We start from the raw sequence: 21907 nt of genomic DNA on the forward strand, positions 1-21907 counted from the left end.
CGCTTTCCATGTTCGACCTGCCCCCCGAGACGCTGGCCCTGCGCGAAACGGCGCGCGACTTCGCGCAGGAGCGCATCGCGCCCCACGCGCTGGAATGGGACCGCGACCGCCACTTCCCGCTCGACGTCTTCCGCGAGGCGGCGGGCCTCGGCATGGCCGGGCTCTACGTGCGGGAGGAGAGTGGCGGCGCCGGCCTCTCGCGCCTCGATGCCGCCGTGGTGTTCGAGGCGCTGGCGACGGGCTGCCCCACCATCAGCGCCTTCCTCTCCATCCACAACATGGTCGCCTGGATGATCGACCGCTGGGGCGACGACGCGCAGCGGGCGCAATGGCTGCCCGCGCTGCTGACGATGGAGAAGGTCGCCTCCTACTGCCTCACCGAGCCCGGCTCGGGCAGCGATGCCGTGGCGCTGGCCACCAGGGCCCGCCGCGACAACGAGGGCTACGTGCTGGACGGCGCGAAGCAGTTCATCAGCGGGGCCGGGGCGTCCGACCTTTATTTGACCATGGTGCGGACCGGCGGTGCGGGGGCGGACGGCATTTCCGCGCTGCTCATCCCGAAGGAGGCGCCGGGCCTGAGCTTCGGCGCGAACGAGCGCAAGATGGGCTGGAACGCGCAGCCCACCCGCCAGGTGATCTTCGACGGCGCCCGCATCCCCGCCGGGGCGCTGCTGGGCGAGGAAGGGCAGGGCTTCCGATATGCCATGGCCGGGCTGGATGGCGGGCGGCTGAACATTGCGGCCTGCTCCCTGGGCGGGGCGCAGGCGGCCCTGAACATCGCGCTCGACTACGTGAAGACGCGCAAGGCCTTCGGGAAGGCGGTGGTGGATTTCCAGGCCACGCAGTTCCGCCTGGCCGACATGGCGACGGAGCTTGAAGCCTGCCGCAGCTTCCTCTGGCGCGCCTGCGCCAAGCTGGACGAGCGCGCGGAGGACGCAACCGTCTTCTGCGCCATGGCCAAGCGCTTCGTGACCGACACCTGCCACCGCATCGCCGACGAGGCGCTGCAGTTGCTGGGCGGCTACGGCTACCTGGCGGATTACGGGATCGAGAAGATCGTGCGCGACCTCCGGGTGCATCGCATCCTGGAGGGAACCAACGAGATCATGCGCGTGATCGTGGCGCGGCGGCTGGTGGGAAAGCCGGGCTAAGCTCTTGATCTTTCGCGCGCGGCTCGGGCACAACTACAGGATGTACCGCATCCTGACCCTTGCCGTGGCGCTGGCGGGGCTGCCGGCGCTCTCGCCCGCGGCCTGGGCCCAGCAGCGCGTGGTCGTGGTGCCCGCGGGCTCCGAGGTCGTGATCCCGTCCCGCGGGGCGGTGCCGCAGGGCCTGGCGTCGGAAAGCCGGCGCCCCCGGCTCCCGCGTCCACCCTCGCGCGGTTCGCGGCAGTTGATCGATTCCGCGGATGAGGGCGCGCTGGGCGGCACCGGGCTCGCGGCGCCGGCCTTGCTGGCGCTGCCCCTGGCCGCCGCCGCGGCGCTCCTGGCCGCGAATGCCACGCCCGGGAGCGGGAGCAGCACTACTTCGGCACCCGCCCGCACGCGCTGAGGCGCGCCACGTTCACCAGATGCTAAACAACGGCGAGTCAGGCTGGGGCCCATGGCGCCCCTGGACAGTCCTTCGAGCGACAAGGCCATCGCCTTCAACGGCGACCTCTCCGAGCGCATGGACCTCGCCGCCCGGCCGGGCGCGCCGCCCGAGATCCTGGTCTTCCTGGCGACCGACCGGGCCGAGGCCGTCCGGCGGAAGGTGGCCGAGAATCCCGGCGCCCCCTCCCATGCCGACCGGCTGCTCGCGCAGGACCGGGTAGACGACATTCGCGCCCGCCTGGCCCGCAAGCTCGCTGCCCGCGCCGACCAACTGGTGGAGGATCTCCAGGACCGGCGCTCGCGGATCGGATGGGAGGCGCTGTTGCTGCTCGCGCAGGATCCGGAAGTCGAGGTGCGCCACGCGGTCGCCGATACCCTGGCGGATCTGGCCCATCCCCCGCACGACCTCGCCCTGGCCTTGGCGCGGGACGCGGCCCCGAGCGTATGCGAGCCGGTGATTCGGATTTGCGCGGCCCTCACCGAGGGCGATTTGCTGGAGATCGTGAGGCTTCCGCCCGGCGAGGCTTCGCGCATGGCGGTCGCGCGGCGGCTCGGCCTTCCTGCGCCCGTCTGCGACGCGCTGGCGCAGTCGCAGGACGTGCCCGCCCTGGAGGCCATGCTCCGAAACCCGACGGCGCGGATCGGCGAGGACACCTTCCCCCTGCTGCTGGACCTCGCGCGGCGCCACCAGGGGCTGCAGGGGTGCCTGGCTCGGCGTCCAGGCCTCCCCGCCCGGGCCGCGGCTGTCCTGGCGCTTTTCCTTTCGGAAGACATGTTGCAATGGTTGAAGGGGCTGGAGGAGCCGCCCGCGCATGTCACATGGCTGTTGCGCGCCAGAGCCATGACGGAAGACCGTTCCGATTCAATGAGATACGAGTTCGTCTGGCCGACAAGCTGACCGAAAGGTCTGTGTCATCGAAGCTTCATAAAACTGAAACAGCCACGACTTTCCGCGCTCCTATCCGCTGCTGCGAGCCCCTGCCGCGCCCCTTCGCCGCAGGCCACGCCCGATGGAGACGCTAGTGAACCGACGTAACCTCCTCGCCCTTGCCGCCGGCACGGTCGCGCTTCCCGCCCTCTCCCGCCAGGCCTTCGCCGACCCCGCGCAGATCACGGGCGCCGGCGCGAGCTTCCCCCGGCCGGTGTACGAGCGCTGGGGCCAGGCGGCCCGCCAGGGTGCGGACATCCAGCTGAACTACCAATCCATCGGCTCGGGCGGCGGCATCAACCAGATCACCAACCGCACCGTCGATTTCGGCGCCTCCGACGCCCCGCTGCCGGCCGCGCAGCTCGCCGAGCGGAAGCTGCTGCAGTTTCCCACGGTCATGGGTTCGGTCGTGCTGATCGTGAACCTGCCGGGCGTGCAGGACAACGCGCTGAAGCTGACGCCGGACGTGGTGGCCGAGATCTTCCTGGGCCGCATCACTCGCTGGAACGACGCGAAGATCGTCGAGCTCAACCGCGACCTGCGCCTGCCGAACCTGCCGGTCTCGCCGGCCTATCGCGCCGACGCCTCGGGCACGACCTTCGTGTTCACCACCTACCTTGCCCGCATCTCCGAGGCTTGGAAGTCCGGCCCGGGTGCCGCGACCAGCGTCCAGTGGCCGGTCGGCAACGGCGCGCGCGGAAATGAGGGCGTGTCGAACGCGGTCCGCAACACGCCGGGCGCCATCGGCTACACCGAGAACGCCTACGCCACGGTGAACCGCCTCATCACCACGCAGCTGCGCAACAAGGCCGGCAACTTCGTCCGCCCGACGATGGAGGCCTTCCAGGCCGCCGCCGGCGCTGCCGATTGGAGCGCGGCCAACTTCGCCGCGGACCTCGTGGACCTGGCTGGCGCCGATGTGTGGCCGATCGTCTCGCCGACCTTCATCCTGCTGCCGACCAACCCGGTGGCGGAGCGCGTGGCGGGCAGCCGCAACACGATGAAGTTCTTCGACTGGGCCTTCAAGAATGGTGCCGACGCGGCCCGCCGCCTCGAGTACATTCCGCTTCCGGACTCGGTCCATGACGCGATCCGGACGAGCTGGAGCGCGGTGAAGGATCCTTCGGGCGCGAGCGTCTGGGGCGCCTGAAGCGGTATCCGGAAAAGGGGGGCGGACAGATCCGCCCCCACCCCAGCGTGAGGTCCCTGCGTGCAGCAATCCGCCACCGTCCCCCTCGGCCGCTCCAGTAGCGGTTCTGCCGGGGACAAGCTCTTCGAATGGCTGTGCCGTGGGGCCAGCCTCCTGGTTCTCGCGCTGCTCGGCGCCATCATCCTGACGCTCTTCGTCGGCGGCCTCCCGGCCTTCCGCGAGTTCGGGATCGGCTTCCTGTGGTCCACCGATTGGAATCCGGTCGAGGGGCGTGAGAGCTACGGCGCCGCCGTGCCGGTCATCGGCACCATCGTCACCGCCGTCCTCGCCATCCTCATCGCCGTGCCCGCCGCCTTCGGCATCGCCTTCTACCTGACGGAGCTGGCGCCGGAGTGGATCCGCGGCCCCGTCGGCACCGCGATCGAGCTGCTGGCCGCCATCCCCTCCATCATCTTCGGTATGTGGGGCCTCTTCGTCCTGGTGCCGATCATCCAGCACTGGATCCAGCTTCCCTTCGGCGAGGTGCTGGGCAGCCTGCCGCTGATCGGCGTGATCTTCGACAGCAACAATTTCGCCGGCACCTCGATCTTCGCGGCCTCGGTCGTGCTGTCTATCATGATCCTGCCCTTCATCGCCGCGACCATGCGCGACGTCTTCCTGCAGGTGCCCGCCGTCTACAAGGAAAGCGCCTACGGCCTCGGCGCCACGCGGTGGGAAGTGATGCGCGGCGTGGTGGTGCCCTACACCCGGGTCTCGGTCGTGGGGGGCATCATGCTCGGCCTCGGCCGCGCGCTGGGCGAGACGATGGCCGTCACCTTCGTGATCGGCAACGCCAACCGCCTCGCGACCTCGATCTTCGATCCGTCCACGACCATCGCCTCGGTCGTCGCCATGGAGTTCCCGGAGAGCCTGATGGGCAGCCTCAAGCAGTCCTCGCTGCTGGCGCTCGGCTTCCTGCTCTTCGTCATCTCCTTCATCGTGCTGGCGGTCTCGCGCTGGCTTCTCCGCTCGCGGCTGAAGTGAGGCGCGGATCATGAGCACGACCACCTTCGACATCGCCTCCGCGCCGGCGAAGAACATGGACCAGGCGCGGGCGCTCGGCCGCCGGCGCAAGATGGTGGACCGTCTGGTCCGCTGGGCCTGCACGGTCTGCACCGTGGTCGGCCTCGTCTTCCTGGCCTCGATCCTGTTCACGCTGATCCTGCGCGGCATCTCCTCGCTGGACCTGACCACCCTGGTCCGGGACTTCGAGCCGACGACCTATGGCGACGATACGCTGCCGCGCGGCGGCCTCCGGCACGCCATCGTCGGATCCTTGATCCAGACCGTGATCGGCACCGCTGTCGGCACGCCCATCGGCCTGCTGGTCGGCACCTATCTGGCGGAATACTCGCGCGGCTCGCGCCTCGGCGATGCGGTCCGTTTCGTCTCGGACGTGCTGCTCTCGGCGCCGTCCATCCTGATCGGCCTCTTCATCTACCAGCTCGTGGTGCTGCCCATGGGCGGCTTCTCGGGCTTCGCGGGCTCGCTGGCGCTGGCCATCATCGTGATCCCGGTCGTGGTCCGCACCACCGAGGATATGCTGCAGCTCATCCCCAACACGCTGCGTGAGGCCGTGGTGGCGCTGGGCGCGCCGAAGTGGAAGATGGTGGTGATGGTGACCTGGCGGGCCGCCGTCTCTGGCATCGTGACCGGCGTTCTGCTGGCCTTTGCCCGCATCACGGGTGAGACCGCTCCGCTGCTGCTGACCAGCTTCGGCAACAACGTCAACAGCTGGGATCTGGGCCGCTCGATGGCGAGCCTGCCCATCTCCATCTACCAGCAGGCGAATTCCGGGTTCCCGGACCTGATCGGCATTGCCTGGGCGGGCGCGCTGCTCGTCACGCTGGGCGTGCTCTCCATCAACGTCGTTGCGCGCGTTTTGCTGCGCAAGCGCAAATGAGCCAGAGGCGAGCCATGAATTCCGAGACCCAGGCGAAGCTCGATGAAAGCGCCAGCTTCGGCGGCATGCAGGTGCGTTCCGACGCCGTGCTGAACAGCCGCGCGCGGATCTCCATCCGCAATCTCGACTTCTACTACGGCCCGGCGCTGCCCAAGGCGCTGAAGGGCATCAGCCTCGATTTCCCGGACCGCCAGGTGACCGGCATGATCGGCCCCTCGGGCTGCGGCAAGTCCACGCTGCTGCGCGTGATGAACCGCATGTACAGCCTCTATCCCGGCCAGCGCGCCGAGGGCGAGGTGCTGCTCGACGGGGAGAACCTGCTCGACGGCGGGATGGACCTGAACGAGCTGCGCTCCAAGGTCGGCATGGTGTTCCAGAAGCCCACCCCGTTCCCCATGACCATCTACGAGAATATCGCCTTCGGCGTTCGCCTGCACGAGAAGCTCTCGAAGGCGGAGATGGACCAGCGCGTGGAATGGGCGCTGACCCGCGCCGCCCTCTGGAACGAGGTGAAGGACCGCCTGCAGGCCAGCGCCATGGGCCTCTCCGGCGGCCAGCAGCAGCGCCTGTGCATCGCGCGCACCATCGCGGTGCGGCCCGAGGTCATTCTCTTCGACGAGCCGACCTCCGCTCTCGACCCGATCTCGACGCTGAAGATCGAGGAGCTGATCGACGAGCTGAAGCGCGACTTCACCATCGCGATCGTGACGCACAACATGCAGCAGGCGGCGCGCTGCGCCGACCAGGTGGCCTTCTTCTACCTGGGCGAGCTGGTCGAGGTGGCGCCGGCGGCGACCATGTTCACCGCGCCGAAGCACCCCAAGACCCGCGAATACATCACCGGCCGGTTCGGCTGAGGAGAGACGTCGAGATGAGCGCCTCCACCCATATCGTGAAGAGCTACGACGAAGACCTGCGCCGCCTGCGCGAGATGATCGCGCGCATGGGCGGCCTGGCGGAGCGCCAGGTGGCCGATGCCGCCGACGCGCTCATCCGCCGCGACAGCGACCTTGCCGCCGAGGTGGTGACGCGCGACCTGGCGCTGGACGCCATGGAGCGCGACGTGGAGCAGTTCTGTGTCCGCCTGCTGGCGCTGCGCCAGCCCATGGCCGAGGACCTGCGCCTCATCATCGCATGCATGAAGATCAGCCAGGATCTGGAGCGCATCGGCGACTACGCGCGCAACGGCGCCAAGCGCGCCATCGTGATCGCGGCGCAACCGGCGCTCGGCAGCCTCAACGGCTTCCAGCGCATGGCTGAGCTGGTGCAGGAGAACCTGAAGGGCGCGATCGACGCGCTGGTCGATAACGACCACGCCAAGGCCGACGAGGTCTGGGGCAATGACGAGCCGATCGACGGCATCTACAACGGCATCTTCCGCGAGATGCTGACCTTCATGATGGAGGACCCGCGCAACATCACCGCCGCGACGCACCTCCTCTTCATCGCGAAGAATCTCGAGCGCATCGGGGATCACGCGACCAACATCGCCGAGCGCGTGCATTTCGCCGTTCTCGGAGAGCCGCTGACGGAAGAGCGGCCCAAGGCGGATGTTTCGGCCTCCGCCGTGGTCAATCCGCCAGGATAAGGACGAGTGAGGATGCCTGAGGGATTCACCACGGCCGGCGCCCGGCCCACCATCCTCGTGGTCGAGGACGAGGCGGCGCTGCTCGCGCTGCTGCGCTACAACCTCGAGCGCCAGGGCTTCCAGGTCGAAGAGGCGACGGACGGGCAGGAGGCGCTGCTCCGCATCGCCGAGGCCAAGCCGGACCTGGTCCTGCTGGACTGGATGCTGCCGGCGATGTCCGGCATCGAGGTCTGCCGCCAGATCCGCCGCCGCCCCGCCACGCGCGACCTGCCGGTGATCATGGTCACCGCCCGCACCGAGGACCAGGACGCCGTGCGCGCCCTGGACACGGGGGCCGACGACTACATCGCCAAGCCCTTCGCGGTGGAAGCGCTTCTGGCCCGCATCCGCGCGCTGCTGCGGCGCTCCTCCACCGTGCCGGTGAAGGGCAGCATCACCTACGCCGACATCGCGATGGACCAGGACGCGCATCGCGTGACCCGCAACGGCCGCGCGCTGCATCTCGGCCCCACCGAGTACCGGCTGCTGGAGTTCTTCCTCTCGCATCCGCGACGCGTCTTCACGCGCGAGCAGCTGCTGGACGCCGTCTGGGGCCGCGACATCCATGTCGAGCTGCGGACGGTGGACGTGCATATCCGCCGCCTGCGCAAGGCCATCAACGGCGATGGCGAGGTGGACCTGATCCGGACCGTGCGCTCGGCCGGCTACGCCCTGGACTCGGATAGCATCTGAGCTTGCGGCCTGAGGCGATGCCCTCAGGCCGTCGTCGCCTCAATCCAGCGTCGCGCCCGAGGCGCGGATTACTTCCGCCCAGCGGGGAATCTCGCGCCCGATGAAGGTGCGGAACTCGTCGGGCCCGATCCCGCTGGCGCGCAGCCCCTGCGACGCCATCTGCGGCTTCACCGCATCTGAATCCAGCGCGCGGCGGGCGGCTGCATAGAGCTGCTGCGCGATGGGCGCGGGCAGCCGCGCCGGGCCGAAGAGGCCGATCCAGGGCTCCACGATGAAATCGCCGAGCCCCTGTTCCCCGGCTGTAGGAAGATCGGGCAGTTCGGGCACCCGCTCGGCCGAGAGCAGCGCCAGCGCGCGCATCCGCCCCTCGCGGATATGCGGCAGCACGCCGGTCACGCCATAGACCAGCATGGGCACCTGCCCGGCCAGAACGCCGGTCAGCGCCTGGGCCGCGTCGCGATAGGGGACATGCGTCAGCTTCGCGCCGGTCTTCACCTTCAGCAGCTCGCCCGCCAGATGGCTGGAGCTGCCATTGCCGACGGAGGCATAGTTCACGCCCTCGGGCTGGGACTTCGTATAGGCGACGAACTCCGCCAGGTTGCGCGCGGGCACCGAGGGATGGACCACCAGCACGTTGGGCAGGCTCGCGGCCAGCATCACGGGCGTGAAGTCGCGCAGCACGTCATAGGGCGGGTTGCGCACCAGCGTCGGCACGATGGCGTGCGAGGCAATGCTGCCCATCACCAGCGTGTGTCCGTCGGGCGCCGCCTTGGCCACGGCGTCCGAGCCCACCATGCCCGTGGCGCCCGAGCGGTTCTCCACCACGACCGGCTGCCCCAGCACCTGCGCCATGGCGGGCGCCATCAGCCGCGTCAGCACGTCCGTGGCGTTGCCGGGCGCGAAGGGAACGATCAGCCGGATGGGCTGGCTCGGAAAGCTCTGCGCATGCGCCGCCGCGGCACCGAGCAGCGGCAGCCCGGCGAGGGCGCGACGGCCCAGTTTCGTCTCGATCATGTTTCCACCCATCTCGTTGTTCTTCATTCCTGCCCGAGGCGCGGCGCGCCCCGGGCAATGCGTGGCCGATCCCCGTCGAAGGAGAGCGGCATGCCGACCAGCGCGAAATCCTCGCCCGGAACCGTCTGGATCATCCCGGAGGCGGCGAGCTGCTCGTCCTCCGCCAGCTCGGCGATGCTGTTGATCGGCGCGCAGGGCACGCCCGCGCCGGTGAAGCGCGCGAGCCAGTCGGCACGTTTCCCCTCGGCCAGGATCGCCGCGATCAGCGGCAGCAGCTCCGCCTGATGGGCAAGGCGCGCGCGGTTGGTGGCGAAGCGCGGGTCGGCGGGCCAGTCGGGGCGGCCGAGCTGCCCGCACAGTTTCTGGAACAGCCGGTCGTTGCCGCAGCAGATCAGCAGCGGGCCATCCGCCGTGTCGAAGGCCTGATAGGGCACGAAGGCCGGGTGGCCCGAGGCGTGCCGCTGCGGCTCCCGCCCCTCGTTCACGTATTCGCTGAGCTTCTGCCCGGCCCAGAGCACCGCCGTTTCGAAGAGCGAGGCCGCCACCACGCCGCCGCGCCCCGTCTGCTCGCGCCGCCGCAGCGCCGCCAGCATGCCGATCACGGCCCACATCCCCGTCCCCTGATCCACGACCGAGGCGCCCATGCGGACCGGCGGGCCGTCCGGCGCGCCGGTGATGGAGGACAGGCCGCAATAGGCCTGCAGCAAGGGCTCGTAGCCCGGCCGGCCCTGCAGGGGGCCGAACTCCCCGAAGGCGGAGATCGCGCAATAGACGAGTCGTGGATGCCGGGCGCAGACCGCCTCGGCCCCGATGCCCAGCGCCTCGGGCACCCCGGCGCGCAGGTTGTGCAGCAGGATGTCGGCATCCCGCAGCAGCACGTGCAGCGCTTCGATCCCCTCGGGCGATTTCAGGTCGAGCGTGACCGAGCTCTTGCCGCGGTTGAAGTCGTGGAAGAGCAGGGCGGCGTCGTGCCGGAAGGGGCGGCCCATCTGGCGCGCGTCGTCGCCGCCGTCGGGCTTCTCGACCTTGAGGACCGTCGCGCCGAGATCGGCCAGGATCGCGCCCGCGAAGGGCCCGGCCAGGACCTGTCCGAGCTCCACGACGCGCAGCCCCGCGAGAATGCCGCTCATGCCGCCGCCCTCCAGGCCGCGAGCGAGCCCGCATGCATGAGGCGCCCGTTCAGCCGCCGGCCGATGATGCGCTCGGCGAGGCGCGCGGCCCCGATCAGCCTCTCCAGGTCGATGCCGGTCTCGATGCCGAGCTCGTGGCACAGGAACACCATGTCCTCGGTGCAGATGTTCCCGGCGGCGCCGGCATCGCCATGCTCGGCGAAGGGGCAGCCCCCGAGGCCCGCGACGGAGGAATCGAAGCGGTCCACACCCATCTCCAGTGCCGCGAGGACATTGGCGGCGCCCAGGCCACGCGTGTCGTGCAGGTGCAGGCCGATGGCGGTCTCGGGCAGCGCCTCGCGCACCATGCCGATGACGCGGCGAATGGCCTCGGGATTGGCCCAGCCGACCGTGTCCGCCAGCGTGATCTCCGGCAGGCGCCCGCCATGCTCGCGGCAGAGGCGCTCGATGGCGACGGCGGTCGCCACGGTGCGGCGCGGATCGATCTCGCCCTCGAAGCAGCAGCCGAAGGAGGTGACGAGGATGGCGCGGGAGAGGGGCACGCCAGCCTCCTGGTAGAGCGCGATCCAGCGCGCCTGGCGCTCCAGCATCTCGGCCGCCGAACAGTCGTTGTTGCGGCGGGCGAAGGCGTCGGAGACGTAGGCGAGCAGCGTGCCGGAGAGATCCACGCCCGGCGTCGCGCGGGCGCGATGGAAGCCCTGCTCGTTCAGCCAGAGCCCGTCGTAGTGCACGCCCGGCCGGCGGCGGATGGCGGCGAAGAGCGCCTCGGCATCGGCCATCTGCGGCACCTTCTTCGGATTCACGAAGGAGGCGACCTGGATGCTGGAAAGCCCGCTCCCGGCCAGCGCCTCCACGAGCGCCACGCGGTCCGCGAGCGGGAAGGGGCGTTTTTCGATCTGGAAGCCCTCGCGCGGGCCTTCCTCGCGGAAGGTCACGAAGGCGGGACGGTCGCCGCGCATGCTGGGGATCCTCCAGGCTCTTGTTTGCGGAGGTGAGTTCCGGTATCCGGAAACATCTCCGATATGCGATGAGACTGAAATGGGAGGACCGCCTTTGTCAACGCGCCAAGCATCGACGCGCTATGCCGGGCTGGAGCAGGACCTGCTGCAGTCCCTCGCGAAGGGCCTCGCCGTCATCGAGGCCTTCGGCCCCGACACGCCGCGCATGACGCTGAGCGAGGTCGCGCGCCGCATCGGCGTCACGCCCGGCTCGGCCCAGCGGGTACTGAAGACGCTTCTCCACCTCGGCTATGTCGGGCAGGAGAAGCAGTTCTATTCGTTGCGGCCGCGCGCGCTGATGCTCGGCTACGCCTATCTCTCCTCGCAGCCCTTCACCGCGGTGGTGCAGCCCATGCTGACCGCGCTGACGGAGCGCACGGGCAAGTCCTGCTCGCTGGCGCTGCTGGATGGCGCCGACGTCGTCTATGTCGGCCGCGCCACCGCCAAGCACCTGCGGCGCGACTACGTCTGGATCGGCACCCGCATCCCGGCGCATACGACCTCGGTCGGCAAGGTGCTGCTGGCGGCCCTGCCGCCGGCCGAGCTGGAAGCCTGGATCGCACATTCCCCGCTGACGCGCGTGACGCCGCATGCCGTGGCCGATGCCGCGGCGCTGAGGGCGGAACTGGACCGGGTGCGGGCGCAGGGCTTCGGCGTGAACGACCAGGAGACGATCATGGGCATCCGCTCCATCGCCGTCCCCGTCCCCTTCGGCCCGCGCGTCGAGGCGGCGCTGGGCATGAGCACCGAGGTCTCCGCCATGGAGCGCGGGGCCATGGAGAGCGAGCTCGTTCCGGTGCTGCGCGAGGCGGCCTCCGCCATCGCGGCCACCATGGCCGCGCGGGAGCGCGGGGAGAGCCTGGGTGTCTCCGTCTGGCAGGGGATGCGCGCGGTCTGATCGCCCATCTGGCGGCCTCCCGACCCACCGGTCGGTCGGCCATCGCCCTCAAACCCAGCTTTCTCCGTGGTTTCGAAGGAATGCCCGCCGGCTCCGTTGACAGGCGCCTTGCCTCGGCAGGAAAGTCCGCCAACAAGTTTGGAACGAGGAAGCCAGTCCATGGTGGAAGAACGGTTTGTCGAGCACGTGCGCGACGGGGATGTCCACGTCCTGCGAATCGCCAACCCGCCGGTGAACACCCTGCGGACCGGCGTCCGCGAGGGCCTTCACAAGGGAATCCAGGCCGCCGTGAAGGAAGGCGCCCGCGCGATCGTGCTGATCGGCTCGGGCCGCATGTTCTGCGCCGGCGCGGAGATGACCGAGTTCGGCAAGCCCCGCCAGCCGCCCAGCCTCCCCGAGGTCTTCGACGAGATCGAGAATTGCAAGGTGCCGGTCGTCGCGGCCATTCATGGCTCGGCCCTCGGCGGCGGGCTGGAACTGGCGCTCGCCTGCCATGCGCGCGTGGCGCTGGCCTCGGCGCAGGTCGGCCTGCCGGAAGTGAAGCGCGGCTTCGTTCCGGGCGCGGGCGGCACGCAGCGCCTGCCGCGCCTCATCGGCGGCGAGGCGGCGCTCAAGATCATCGTGAGCGGCGATCCGATCTCCGCCAGCGAGGCCCTGAAGCTCGGCATCATCAATGCCGTGGTGGATGAGCCGCTGGAGGCGGCGGCCGTCGCCTGGGCGCGGCAGCACAGCGGCGACAAGTTCACGCTCGCGCGCTACCGCGACGACAAGATCAAGGGCGCCGACCTCGCCGCCTTCGACGCCGCCGCCGCCGCGCTGCTCAAGCGCTCGCGCGGGCAGGAGAGCCCGAAGGGCTGCGTGACCGCGGTGCGCGCCGCGCTGACGCACAGCTTCGAGGACGGCCTCAACATCGAGCGCGAGCAGTTCCAGCGCCTCGTGGCCGGCGAGCAGAGCCAGGCGCTGCGCCACATCTTCTTCGGCGAGCGCGAGGCGGTCCGCGTGCCGGACATGCCCGAGGGCACGCAGCCCCTGCCGGTGAAGAACGCGGTCGTGATCGGCGGCGGCACCATGGGCGGCGGCATCGCGATGAACTTCGCGAACAACGGCATCCCCGTGACGATCGTCGAGACGAGCCAGGAGGCGCTGGACAAGGGCCTCGCCCGCTGCGAGGCGAACTGGGAGCGCACGGTGAAGAGCGGCCGCCTCAGCCAGGCCGAGTACGAGAAGCGCCGCTCCTTCCTCAAGGGCTCGACCGACCTCAACGTGGTCAAGGATGCCGACCTCGTCATCGAGGCGGTGTTCGAGAACATGGAGGTGAAGAAGGAGCTCTTCGCCAAGCTGGACAAGCTGGCGCGACCCGGCGTGGTGCTGGCGTCCAACACCTCGACGCTGTCGATCGACGAGATCGCCTCGGCCACCAAGCGGCCGGAGCTGGTGATCGGCATGCACTTCTTCTCCCCGGCGAACGTGATGCGCCTGCTGGAGAACGTGCGCGGCAAGGCGACCAACTTCGCGGCCATCGCGACGGCGACCGAGGTCGGCAAGCGCATCGGCAAGCTGCCGGTGCTGGTCGGCAATTGCGACGGCTTCGTCGGCAACCGCATGACGGGCAAGCGCACGCCGCAGGTGGAGAAGCTGCTGCTGGAAGGCTGCCTGCCGCAGGATATCGACCGCGTGTTGGAGACCTATGGCATGGCCATGGGCCCGCTCGCGACCGGCGACCTCGCGGGCCTCGACATCGGCGCGGCCGTCCGCAAGGCGCGCGGCACGGTGGCGCCGGTGGCCGACGCCATCGTCGCGCGCGGCCGCTTCGGCCAGAAGACCGGCAAGGGCTGGTACATGTACGACGAGAAGCGCACGCGCCTCGTCGACCCCGAGGTGGAGGCCATCATCCTGGACGTCGCGGAGAAGATGCAGGTCCGCCGCCGCAAGATCGAGGACCAGGAGATCCTGGAACGCCTGCTGCTGCCGATGGTGAACGAGGGCGCGCGCATCCTCGAGGAGGGCGTGGCCTATCGCCCCATCGATATCGACGTCGTCTTCTGCAACGGCTTCGGCTGGCCGGCCTGGCGCGGCGGCCCGATGTTCTGGGCGGACCGCATGGGCCTGAAGAACGTGCGTGACAGGCTGGCGCATTATGCCGAGGTTACGGGCGACGCGAACCTCAAGCCTGCCCAGCTGATCGAACAGCTCGCTGCCGAGGGCGGCAGCTTCGCCACCATGGGCGCCGCCAAGCGCGCCGCATAAGGAAATCTCCGATGGAACTCCGTTTCACCGACGCCGAGGCGAAGTTCCGCGAGGAGGTTCGCGCCTTCCTCGCGGCCGAGCTGCCGGACGAAACCCGCCAGCACCTCATCTCCGGCAAGTCGCCGACCAAGCAGATGGTCGTGGACTGGCAGCGCAAGCTGAACAAGAAGGGCTGGGCCGCCCCCGAGTGGCCCACCGAGTACGGCGGCCCGGGCTGGTCGCCCGCGCAGAAGTACATCTTCCGCGAGGAGCTGCAGATGTGGCCGGCGCCCATGCCGCTCGGCTTCAACATCAACATGTGCGGCCCGGTCGTCATCCAGTTCGGCACGAAGGAGCAGAAGGAGCGCTTCCTGCCCCGCATGCTCAACCTGGATGATTGGTGGTGCCAGGGCTTCTCCGAGCCCGGCGCCGGCTCCGACCTCGCGGGCCTCAAGACCAAGGCCGTTCTCGAGGGCGACCACTGGGTCATCAACGGCCAGAAGACCTGGACCACCCTGGCCCAGCACGCCGACTGGATCTTCGTCCTCGCCCGCACGGATCCCGCGGCGAAGAAGCAGGAGGGCATCTCCTTCTTCCTCGTGGACATGAAGACCCCCGGCATCACCGTGCGCCCGATCATCACGATCGAAGGCGGGCACGAGGTGAACGAGGTCTTCTTCGACGACGTGAAGGTGCCGAAGGACCTGCTGGTCGGCGAGGTGAACAAGGGCTGGGATTGCGCCAAGTACCTGCTCGGCAACGAGCGCTTCGGCCAGGCCCGCGTCGGCGCCTCGCGCGAGCGCATCCGCCGGCTCAAGACCATCGCCAAGGAGACGATGGACGGCGGCCGTCCCCTTATCGAGGACCCCGAGTTCCGCCGCCAGGTGACGGAGATGGAGGTCGAGCTCAAGGCGCTCGAGATGTCCGTCATGCGCGTCATCGCCAACGAGACGAAGCGTGCCGGCAGCGGCAAGCCCGACCCCACGACCTCGGTGCTCAAGATCAAGGGCACGGAGATCCAGCAGGGCGTGTCCGAGCTGCTGATGAAGGCCGCCGGCCCCTACGCCTGGGTGGATGGCGACCCGGACGCCGAGGGCACCAACGAGTGGGACGTGGCGCCCGACTGGGCCTTCGGCCTCGCCGGGATCTACTTCAACTGGCGCAAGCAGAGCATCTACGGCGGCTCCAACGAGATCCAGCGCAACATCATGGCCAAGGCCTTTCTGGGACTCTGACGCATCATGGATTTTGATCTGAACGAGTCCCAGGCCCTCCTGCAGGACAGCATCAGCAAGGCCCTCACGGCCAAGTACGGCTTCGAGAACCGCAAGGCCTACATGGCCAGCGAGACGGGCTGGAGCCGCGACATGTGGGCCCAGTACGCCGAGCTCGGCCTGCTGGGCCTGCCCTTCTCCGAGGATGACGGCGGCTTCGGCGGCGGTCCGGAGGAGGTCATGCTCGTGGCCGAGCAGATGGGCCGCCACATCACGCTCGAGCCCTGGTTCAGCACGCTGGTGCTGGGCGGCGGCTTCCTGCGCCACGGCGCCGACGCCGCCCTTCGCGGCGAGCTGGTGCCCGGCATCGTGGCGGGCGAGACGCTCGTGGCCCTGGCGCAGACCGAGCGCCAGTCCCGCTACGACCTCTTCGACGTGACAACCACGGCGAAGAAGGACGGCAGCGGCTGGGTCATCAGCGGCCGCAAGGGCATGGTCCTGCACGGCGACACGGCGGACTGGTTCGTCGTTTCGGCGCGCGTCTCCGGCGGCCAGCGCGACAAGGGCGGCATCGGCCTCTTCCTCGTCTCCGCGAAGGAGAAGGGCGTGGATGTCCGTGGCTTCCGCATGGTCGATGGCGGCCGCGCGGCGGAGGTGGATTTCTCCGGCGCCCGCGCGCATGCCGTGCTGGGTGACGCCGAGGGCGGCCTGCCCATCCTGGACCGCGTGGTGGACGAGGCCATCGCCGCGCTGGCGGCCGAGGCCGTCGGCGCCATGGATGTCGTGCACGCCATGACGCTCGATTACATGAAGACGCGCCAGCAGTTCGGCAAGCCGATCGGCAGCTTCCAGGCGCTGCAGCACAGGGCGGCCGACATGCTGGTGGCGATCGAGCAGTCGCGCAGCATGGCTTACTTCGCCACCATGGCCGCGCAGGGCACGAATGCCGTCGAGCGCCGCAACAACATGCACGCGACCAAGGCCCAGATCGGCCGCTCGCAGCGCTTCGTGGGCCAGCAGAGCATCCAGCTGCATGGCGGCATCGCCATGACGATGGAGTACGGCGCGGGCCACTACTTCAAGCGGCTGACGGTGAACGAGGCCACCTTCGGCGACACCGATTACCACCTGCGCGCCCTGGCGGATGCCGGGGGCCTCGTCCAGGCGGCATGAGCGACCCGCCCGGCCAGGTACCCACCAGGGCCGGGCGGTCCATCCTCGGGGCGATCATCGGCGCCCTGATCGGCCTGCCGGCGGGCTTCGTCGTCTATGCCGCGCTGGGGGCCACCATCCTGCCCCGCGAGCTCTCGAAGCTGAGCCTGGTCATGTGGGGCGTGGTGCTGGCGGTGGTCTTCCTCGCCGCCAGGACCGGCCTGCGCCAGGGCGCGCGGCCGGCGGGCGAGCGGCACTGGATCGTGCCGGCCTCGCTGGGCTTCGTCATCGGCTTCCTCGTCACGGCGCCCGCCGCGGCCGTCATCGGCTTCGCGCTGGGCGAGGCCATGGGTGTCTCCCAGCGCGAGGGAGCCTTTGCGATGGGCATGATCTTCTCTGTCGCGCCGGCCATGGGCATCCTGGGCGGGATCCTGGGCGCCGTCCTGATGGTCCGCCGCGCGAGGCGGCGCAGGATCGCCGCATAGGCGATTTGTATTCCCTAATAGGCGTTGCAGGGCCTGCTGGCGCTTGCTTGGATGCGCGCAGTTTATCGGAGCCCTGCCATGACCCTCGCCCTTCCCCGCCGCACCGCCCTGTTGGGCGCCGCGGCCACCCTGGCTGCTCCCCCGGTCCTGGCGCAGGAAGGGCCGATCCGCATCGGCGAGATCAACTCCTACTCCGCCCAGCCCGCCTTCCTGGTGCCGTACCGCAACGCCTGGACGATGATGCAGGACGAGGTGAACGCGGCCGGCGGCATCAACGGCCGGCGCATCGAGACCGTCTTCCGCGACGATGCCGGCAAGCCCGAGGACGCTGTCCGCCATGCGGGCGAGTTGCTGAACAATGAGCGTGTGCACCTGCTGGCGGGCGGGTTCCTCTCCCATGTCGGCCTCGCTCTGGCCGATTTCGCCAACCAGAACCGCCGCCTCTTCGTGGCGTCCGAGCCGCTGACGGATGCGCTCGTCTGGGCGCGAGGCAATCGCTACACCTTCCGCCTGCGCTGCAGCACCTACATGCAGGCTGCGATGCTGGTCGAGGAGGCGGCGAAGCTGCCGCCCATGCGCTGGGCGACGGTCGCGCCGAACTACGAATACGGCCAGTCCGCCGTCCGCTGGTTCAAGGAGTTGCTGACCCGCGCCAAGCCCGGCACGACCTTCGTGGCCGAGCAGTTCCCTGCGCTCGGCCGCATCGATGCCGGCGCCACCGTGCAGGCGCTGGCCAGCGCCAACCCGCAGGCCATCTTCAACGTGACCTTCGGCCCAGACCTCACCAACTTCGTGCGCCAGGGCAGCACCCGGGGCCTGTTCGAGCGGCGGACGGTGGTTTCGATGCTGACGGGCGAGCCGGAGTACCTGGACCCGCTGGGCGACGAGGCGCCGGAGGGCTGGATCGTGACCGGCTATCCCGCGGCCGATATCAACACGCCCGGTCATGTGCGGTTCCGCGACGCCTATCGCCGCCGGTTCAACGAGCTGCCGAAGCTCGGCAGCATCGTCGCGGCCGACACGGTGGTGGCGATCGCCGCCATGCTGAAGAAGGCGAACTCCACCGAGACCGACCCGATGGTGGATGCCATGTCCGGGCTGAAATACCAGGGCTGCTTCGGCGAGGCGGAGTCCGAGTTCCGCGCCATCGATCACCAGGCCACCATGGGCGCCTATGTCGGCAAGACGGCGCTGCGCAACGGCCGCGGCACGATGGTCGACTGGCGCTACGCCGACGGTAAGAACTATCTGCCGACGGATGAGGTGGTGCGCTCGCTGCGTCCGCAGGGCTAGCGCTACACTTGTTGGAGAATTTGCTCGTCCAGGGGTTGAGCGGGCTGGCCTCGGCCTCCTCGCTCTTCCTCGTCGCCTCCGGGCTCACGGTCATCTTCGGCGTCACGCGCATCGTGAACTTCGCGCATGGCAGCCTCTACATGCTCGGCGCCTATCTTTCCTGGACGCTGGTGACGAACCTGCCGCGCGGGCACCTCGGCTTCTGGGGCGGGGTGGCCGCGGCGGCGCTGATCGTCGGCGCGGTGGGCGTGCTGATCGAGGTGCTGCTGCTGCGCCGGATCTACAAGGCGCCGGAGCTCTTCCAGCTGCTCGCCACCTTCGGCGTGGTGCTGATCGTGCAGGACGTCGCGCTCATGACCTGGGGGCCGCAGGACCTGCTGGGCCCGCGCGCGCCCGGCCTGCGCGGCGCCACGGAGGTGCTGGGCGTGCGCTTCCCGCTCTACGACCTGTTCCTGATCGGTGTGGGGCCGATGGTGCTGGTGCTGCTCTGGCTGCTTTTCACGCGCACGCGCTGGGGAACGCTGGTCCGCGCCGCGACGGCGGATCGCGAGATGGTGGGCGCGCTGGGGGTCAATCAGCGCATGCTGTTCACGACCGTCTTCTTCCTGGGCTCGGTCCTGGCCGGGCTGGGCGGCGCGCTGCAGATCCCCCGCGAAAGCGTGAACCTGCAGATGGACCTCGCCATCATCTCGGAGGCCTTCGTGGTGGTGGTGGTCGGCGGTCTGGGCTCGCTCCCCGGCGCCTTCCTGGCCGCGCTGCTGATCGGCGAGCTCCAGGCCTTCGGCATCCTGATCTTCCCGCGCATCACCCTGGTGCTGGCCTTCCTGGTGATGGCGGTGGTGCTGGTGGTGCGCCCGCACGGGCTGCTGGGCCGCGCGCCCTCCACGGCGCATGGCGCGGCGGCGGTGGAGCCGCCCTACCTGCCGCCATCGCCCTGGGCGCGGCGCATCGGGCTGGCTGCGCTGGCGCTCGCGGTGCTGCTGCCGCCCTTCCTGGGCGACTACGCGCTGATCGTCTTCACCGAGATCGCGATCATGGTGCTCTTCGCCGCGAGCCTGCATCTCATCATGGGGCCGGGCGGCATGGCGAGCTTCGGCCACGCTGCCTACTTCGGCCTGGGCGCCTACGGCGCGGCGCTGCTGCTGCGGCACTTCGCCGCGCCGATGGAGGTGGGGCTGCTGGCCGCGCCCTTCCTGGCGGGCATCGGCGGCGCGGTCTTCGGCTTCTTCTGCGTGCGGCTCTCGGGCGTCTACGCGGCGATGCTGACGCTGGCCTTCGCGCAGATCGCCTGGTCCATCACCTTCCAGTGGGTCGAGCTCACGGGCGGCGACAACGGCATCCTCGGCGTCTGGCCGAGCGCCTGGGCGCAATCCAAGCTGGTCTACTACTACCTCGCGCTCGTCGTCTGCGTCGGCATCACGCTGCTGCTGCGCCGGGCGATCTTCGCCCCCTTCGGCTACGCGCTGCGCGCCGGCCGCGACAGCCCGCTGCGCGCGGAGGCGATCGGCCTCGACAGCTTCCGCATCCGCTGGGCGGCCTTCGTCCTGGCGGCCATCGCGGCGGGCATCGCGGGCGGGCTCTTCGCCTATGCCAAGGGCAGCGTCTTCCCGACCTATATGAGCATCGCGCGCAGCGTGGACGCCTTGCTCATGGTGCTGCTGGGGGGGGTGCAGACCGTGAGCGGGCCGATCCTCGGTGCGCTCGCCTACACATGGCTGCATGAGCAGCTGATGCGCGCCTTCGAGCTGTGGCGCCTATTCCTTGGGGCGATCATCCTGGCGCTGGTGCTCTTCTTCCCGCAGGGCCTCGCCGGTGCCGCCCAGCGCTGGGAGCGGCGGGCATGACAGCCACGCTGGAGGTCACCGACCTGCACAAGAGCTTCGGCGGCGTGCAGGCGGTCGCGGGCGTGTCGCTGCGCGTGGCCGCCGGGGAGCTGCTGGCGCTGATCGGGCCGAACGGCGCGGGCAAGTCCACCTGCTTTAACATGCTCAACGGGCAGCTCCGGCCGGATCGCGGCTCGGTGAAGCTGCGCGGCGAGGAGATCGCGGGGATGCCCCCGCGCAAGGTCTGGCGCCTGGGCGTGGGCCGCACCTTCCAGATCACCGCGACCTTCGGCTCCATGTCGGTGCTGGAGAACGTCCAGATGGCGCTGCTGAGCCACGAGCGGCGGATCTTCGACATCTGGAACCCGGTCGCGAAGCGCGACGCGACGCGCGCCATGGCGCTGCTGGAGCGCGTGGGCATGGTGGGCCAGGCGGCGCGTCCCTGCGGCGTGCTGGCCTATGGCGACCTCAAGCGGGTGGAGCTGGCCATCGCCCTGGCCAACGAGCCGGCGCTCCTCCTGATGGACGAGCCCACCGCCGGCATGGCGCCGGCCGAGCGGGTGGCGCTGATGGAGCTGACGGCGAGGATCGCGCGCGAGGGGAAGATCGCGGTGCTCTTCACCGAGCACGACATGGATGTCGTCTTCTCCCATGCCGACCGGCTGCTGGTGCTGGACCGAGGGCGGCCGATCGCCGAGGGCAGCCCGGCCGAGGTCCGCCGCGATCCCAAGGTGCGCGAGGTCTACCTCGGCACCGGTGCCACGCATGGCTACGCCTGATGCTGGAGCTCGCTGACCTGCATGCCCATTACGGTCGTGCCCATATCCTGCAGGGGGTGACCCTGACCGCCCGGGAAGGGGAGGTGCTGGCCCTGCTCGGCCGTAACGGCGCCGGAAAGAGCACCACGATGAAGGCCATCATGGGCTTGGTCCGGCCCAGCGGGGGCGCCGTCCGCTTCCGGGGGGAGGAGGTCAAGGGCCGCGAGCCCTTCGAGATCGCCCGGCGGGGCATCGGCTATGTGCCTGAGGAAAGGCGGATCTTTGCCGAGCTGACGGTGATGGAAAACCTCGAGGTCGGGCGGATGCCGGCCTGGGAGGGCCAGGCCGCCTGGACGGCGGAGCGCATCTTCGCCTTGTTTCCCAGCCTCGGCGCCATGCGGGCCCGGCCTGGGGGGCGGATGAGCGGGGGAGAACAGCAGATGCTGACCATCGGGCGGACCCTGATGGGCAATCCCCGCCTGATCCTGCTGGACGAACCAAGCGAGGGGCTGGCGCCCGTCATTATCGAGAGAATGGCCGAGGCGATCCTGGCCCTGAAGCGCGAGGGGCTGACCGTCCTGCTGAGCGAGCAGAACCTCCATTTCGCGCGCCTGGTCTCGGACCGGGCCTGCGTCCTGGAGAAGGGCGCGATCCGGTGGGAGGGGGCCATGGCGGAGCTGGATGACGAGACTCGGGCGCAATACCTCAGCGTCTGATTTCGCTATCAATTCAGTTATGTGACGAACGCATGAGGGTGGGGTTTACAGGTTCGGGGGAACCCCATAAAAGCCCGTTCACCGACGCGGTGCTGAGGCGCCGCCCGGTGAGGCTGATCGGTGGGCGGCTTGGTCGCTAGCTGGTCGGAAATGCTGCACGGACATTCCTGTGTGGTGTGAAGCCGGTCGTTGGGCCGGTTTTGTTGTTTTGACAATTGTATCTGTTGTGCAGTGAATGCGTATGAGCTGGTCCTTTTGAGGGGATTGG

General features: G+C 69.5%; 21 protein-coding genes. 18 read left to right on the forward strand and 3 right to left on the reverse strand.

Going from position 1 to position 21907, the window contains the following annotated elements; genetic code table 11:
* The first annotated feature begins 8 nt into the window (after positions 1 to 8).
* The 9 genes from WJM96_RS22195 to phoB all read left to right on the forward strand — a co-directional run bounded on the left by WJM96_RS22195 (position 9) and on the right by phoB (position 7932).
* The gene (locus WJM96_RS22195) at positions 9 to 1151 is read left to right on the forward strand and encodes an acyl-CoA dehydrogenase family protein (RefSeq protein WP_424814748.1); all 1143 of its coding nucleotides are present in this window, start codon (positions 9 to 11) and stop codon (positions 1149 to 1151) included.
* A gap of 40 nt (positions 1152 to 1191) precedes the next feature.
* On the forward strand, positions 1192 to 1551 hold the full coding sequence (locus tag WJM96_RS22200) for a hypothetical protein (RefSeq protein ID WP_424814749.1): 360 nt from the start codon (positions 1192 to 1194) through the stop codon (positions 1549 to 1551).
* Positions 1552 to 1602: 51 nt separating this feature from the next.
* Positions 1603 to 2490: a DUF2336 domain-containing protein gene (locus tag WJM96_RS22205; RefSeq protein ID WP_424814750.1), complete on the forward strand. Its 888-nt coding sequence runs from the start codon at positions 1603 to 1605 to the stop codon at positions 2488 to 2490.
* Between the two features lie 124 nt (positions 2491 to 2614).
* Positions 2615 to 3670: a phosphate ABC transporter substrate-binding protein PstS gene (pstS, locus tag WJM96_RS22210; RefSeq protein ID WP_424814751.1), complete on the forward strand. Its 1056-nt coding sequence runs from the start codon at positions 2615 to 2617 to the stop codon at positions 3668 to 3670.
* 60 nt (positions 3671 to 3730) lie between these two features.
* Complete coding sequence (gene pstC / locus WJM96_RS22215; protein ID WP_424814752.1) at positions 3731 to 4693, forward strand: phosphate ABC transporter permease subunit PstC; 963 nt, start codon at positions 3731 to 3733, stop codon at positions 4691 to 4693.
* A gap of 10 nt (positions 4694 to 4703) precedes the next feature.
* On the forward strand, positions 4704 to 5612 hold the full coding sequence (gene pstA, locus WJM96_RS22220) for a phosphate ABC transporter permease PstA (protein WP_424814753.1): 909 nt from the start codon (positions 4704 to 4706) through the stop codon (positions 5610 to 5612).
* 65 nt (positions 5613 to 5677) lie between these two features.
* Positions 5678 to 6469, forward strand: a complete 792-nt coding sequence (gene pstB / locus WJM96_RS22225; RefSeq protein ID WP_424814769.1) for a phosphate ABC transporter ATP-binding protein PstB — start codon at positions 5678 to 5680, stop codon at positions 6467 to 6469.
* A 14-nt stretch (positions 6470 to 6483) separates the two neighbouring features.
* Positions 6484 to 7200, forward strand: a complete 717-nt coding sequence (phoU, locus tag WJM96_RS22230) for a phosphate signaling complex protein PhoU (RefSeq protein ID WP_424814754.1) — start codon at positions 6484 to 6486, stop codon at positions 7198 to 7200.
* A gap of 12 nt (positions 7201 to 7212) precedes the next feature.
* A complete protein-coding gene (phoB, locus tag WJM96_RS22235) occupies positions 7213 to 7932 on the forward strand; it encodes a phosphate regulon transcriptional regulator PhoB (RefSeq protein WP_424814755.1) in 720 nt (239 codons plus the stop codon).
* Positions 7933 to 7971: 39 nt separating this feature from the next.
* Here the strand turns inward: phoB and WJM96_RS22240 are convergent, their stop codons facing one another.
* The 3 genes from WJM96_RS22240 to WJM96_RS22250 are packed head-to-tail and all read right to left on the reverse strand — an operon-like array spanning position 7972 to position 11035.
* Positions 7972 to 8973, reverse strand: a complete 1002-nt coding sequence (locus WJM96_RS22240) for a Bug family tripartite tricarboxylate transporter substrate binding protein (protein WP_424814756.1) — start codon at positions 8971 to 8973, stop codon at positions 7972 to 7974.
* Positions 8970 to 10076 (reverse strand): CaiB/BaiF CoA transferase family protein, encoded by a 1107-nt coding sequence (locus tag WJM96_RS22245; protein ID WP_424814757.1) that lies wholly within the window; start codon positions 10074 to 10076, stop codon positions 8970 to 8972. Before WJM96_RS22245 ends, WJM96_RS22240 begins: the two co-directional genes overlap by 4 nt.
* The gene (locus tag WJM96_RS22250; RefSeq protein ID WP_424814758.1) at positions 10073 to 11035 is read right to left on the reverse strand and encodes a hydroxymethylglutaryl-CoA lyase; all 963 of its coding nucleotides are present in this window, start codon (positions 11033 to 11035) and stop codon (positions 10073 to 10075) included. The genes WJM96_RS22245 and WJM96_RS22250 overlap by 4 nt, the downstream gene beginning before the upstream one ends.
* A 94-nt stretch (positions 11036 to 11129) precedes the next feature.
* On the opposite strand from WJM96_RS22250, the gene WJM96_RS22255 reads away from it, so the two are divergent.
* The 9 genes from WJM96_RS22255 (at position 11130) to WJM96_RS22295 (ending at position 21639) form a co-directional block, all read left to right on the forward strand.
* Positions 11130 to 11972, forward strand: coding sequence for an IclR family transcriptional regulator domain-containing protein (locus tag WJM96_RS22255; protein WP_424814759.1), 843 nt, complete (start codon positions 11130 to 11132; stop codon positions 11970 to 11972).
* 159 nt (positions 11973 to 12131) lie between these two features.
* Positions 12132 to 14219, forward strand: coding sequence for a 3-hydroxyacyl-CoA dehydrogenase NAD-binding domain-containing protein (locus WJM96_RS22260; protein WP_424814760.1), 2088 nt, complete (start codon positions 12132 to 12134; stop codon positions 14217 to 14219).
* Positions 14220 to 14230: 11 nt separating this feature from the next.
* A complete protein-coding gene (locus WJM96_RS22265) occupies positions 14231 to 15433 on the forward strand; it encodes an acyl-CoA dehydrogenase family protein (protein ID WP_424814761.1) in 1203 nt (400 codons plus the stop codon).
* Between the two features lie 6 nt (positions 15434 to 15439).
* On the forward strand, positions 15440 to 16585 hold the full coding sequence (locus WJM96_RS22270) for an acyl-CoA dehydrogenase family protein (RefSeq protein WP_424814762.1): 1146 nt from the start codon (positions 15440 to 15442) through the stop codon (positions 16583 to 16585).
* On the forward strand, positions 16582 to 17049 hold the full coding sequence (locus WJM96_RS22275) for a hypothetical protein (protein WP_424814763.1): 468 nt from the start codon (positions 16582 to 16584) through the stop codon (positions 17047 to 17049). Before WJM96_RS22270 ends, WJM96_RS22275 begins: the two co-directional genes overlap by 4 nt.
* A 78-nt stretch (positions 17050 to 17127) precedes the next feature.
* The gene (locus WJM96_RS22280; RefSeq protein ID WP_424814764.1) at positions 17128 to 18342 is read left to right on the forward strand and encodes an ABC transporter substrate-binding protein; all 1215 of its coding nucleotides are present in this window, start codon (positions 17128 to 17130) and stop codon (positions 18340 to 18342) included.
* Between the two features lie 11 nt (positions 18343 to 18353).
* A complete protein-coding gene (locus tag WJM96_RS22285) occupies positions 18354 to 20186 on the forward strand; it encodes an ABC transporter permease (protein WP_424814765.1) in 1833 nt (610 codons plus the stop codon).
* Positions 20183 to 20944 (forward strand): ABC transporter ATP-binding protein, encoded by a 762-nt coding sequence (locus tag WJM96_RS22290; RefSeq protein WP_424814766.1) that lies wholly within the window; start codon positions 20183 to 20185, stop codon positions 20942 to 20944. Before WJM96_RS22285 ends, WJM96_RS22290 begins: the two co-directional genes overlap by 4 nt.
* The gene (locus tag WJM96_RS22295) at positions 20944 to 21639 is read left to right on the forward strand and encodes an ABC transporter ATP-binding protein (RefSeq protein ID WP_424814767.1); all 696 of its coding nucleotides are present in this window, start codon (positions 20944 to 20946) and stop codon (positions 21637 to 21639) included. The genes WJM96_RS22290 and WJM96_RS22295 overlap by 1 nt, the downstream gene beginning before the upstream one ends.
* Positions 21640 to 21907: the final 268 nt, after the last annotated feature.

It is taken from the genome of Roseococcus sp. YIM B11640, from assembly GCF_049727625.1.
In the GTDB taxonomy this organism is placed as follows: domain Bacteria; phylum Pseudomonadota; class Alphaproteobacteria; order Acetobacterales; family Acetobacteraceae; genus Roseococcus.

Excerpts from the sequence above, each read along its gene's own strand:
- WJM96_RS22280 (WP_424814764.1), top strand. The coding sequence starts at position 17,128 with ATGACCCTCGCCCTTCCCCGCCGCACCGCCCTGTTGGGCGCCGCGGCC.
- WJM96_RS22195 (WP_424814748.1), top strand. The coding sequence starts at position 9 with ATGTTCGACCTGCCCCCCGAGACGCTGGCCCTGCGCGAAACGGCGCGC.
- WJM96_RS22275 (WP_424814763.1), top strand. The coding sequence starts at position 16,582 with ATGAGCGACCCGCCCGGCCAGGTACCCACCAGGGCCGGGCGGTCCATC.
- phoB (WP_424814755.1), top strand. The coding sequence starts at position 7,213 with ATGCCTGAGGGATTCACCACGGCCGGCGCCCGGCCCACCATCCTCGTG.
- WJM96_RS22240 (WP_424814756.1), bottom strand. The coding sequence starts at position 8,973 with ATGAAGAACAACGAGATGGGTGGAAACATGATCGAGACGAAACTGGGC.
- pstA (WP_424814753.1), top strand. The coding sequence starts at position 4,704 with ATGAGCACGACCACCTTCGACATCGCCTCCGCGCCGGCGAAGAACATG.
- phoU (WP_424814754.1), top strand. The coding sequence starts at position 6,484 with ATGAGCGCCTCCACCCATATCGTGAAGAGCTACGACGAAGACCTGCGC.
- WJM96_RS22200 (WP_424814749.1), top strand. The coding sequence starts at position 1,192 with ATGTACCGCATCCTGACCCTTGCCGTGGCGCTGGCGGGGCTGCCGGCG.
- WJM96_RS22270 (WP_424814762.1), top strand. The coding sequence starts at position 15,440 with ATGGATTTTGATCTGAACGAGTCCCAGGCCCTCCTGCAGGACAGCATC.
- pstB (WP_424814769.1), top strand. The coding sequence starts at position 5,678 with ATGCAGGTGCGTTCCGACGCCGTGCTGAACAGCCGCGCGCGGATCTCC.
- WJM96_RS22265 (WP_424814761.1), top strand. The coding sequence starts at position 14,231 with ATGGAACTCCGTTTCACCGACGCCGAGGCGAAGTTCCGCGAGGAGGTT.
- WJM96_RS22260 (WP_424814760.1), top strand. The coding sequence starts at position 12,132 with ATGGTGGAAGAACGGTTTGTCGAGCACGTGCGCGACGGGGATGTCCAC.
- WJM96_RS22290 (WP_424814766.1), top strand. The coding sequence starts at position 20,183 with ATGACAGCCACGCTGGAGGTCACCGACCTGCACAAGAGCTTCGGCGGC.
- WJM96_RS22205 (WP_424814750.1), top strand. The coding sequence starts at position 1,603 with ATGGCGCCCCTGGACAGTCCTTCGAGCGACAAGGCCATCGCCTTCAAC.
- WJM96_RS22295 (WP_424814767.1), top strand. The coding sequence starts at position 20,944 with ATGCTGGAGCTCGCTGACCTGCATGCCCATTACGGTCGTGCCCATATC.
- WJM96_RS22250 (WP_424814758.1), bottom strand. The coding sequence starts at position 11,035 with ATGCGCGGCGACCGTCCCGCCTTCGTGACCTTCCGCGAGGAAGGCCCG.
- WJM96_RS22245 (WP_424814757.1), bottom strand. The coding sequence starts at position 10,076 with ATGAGCGGCATTCTCGCGGGGCTGCGCGTCGTGGAGCTCGGACAGGTC.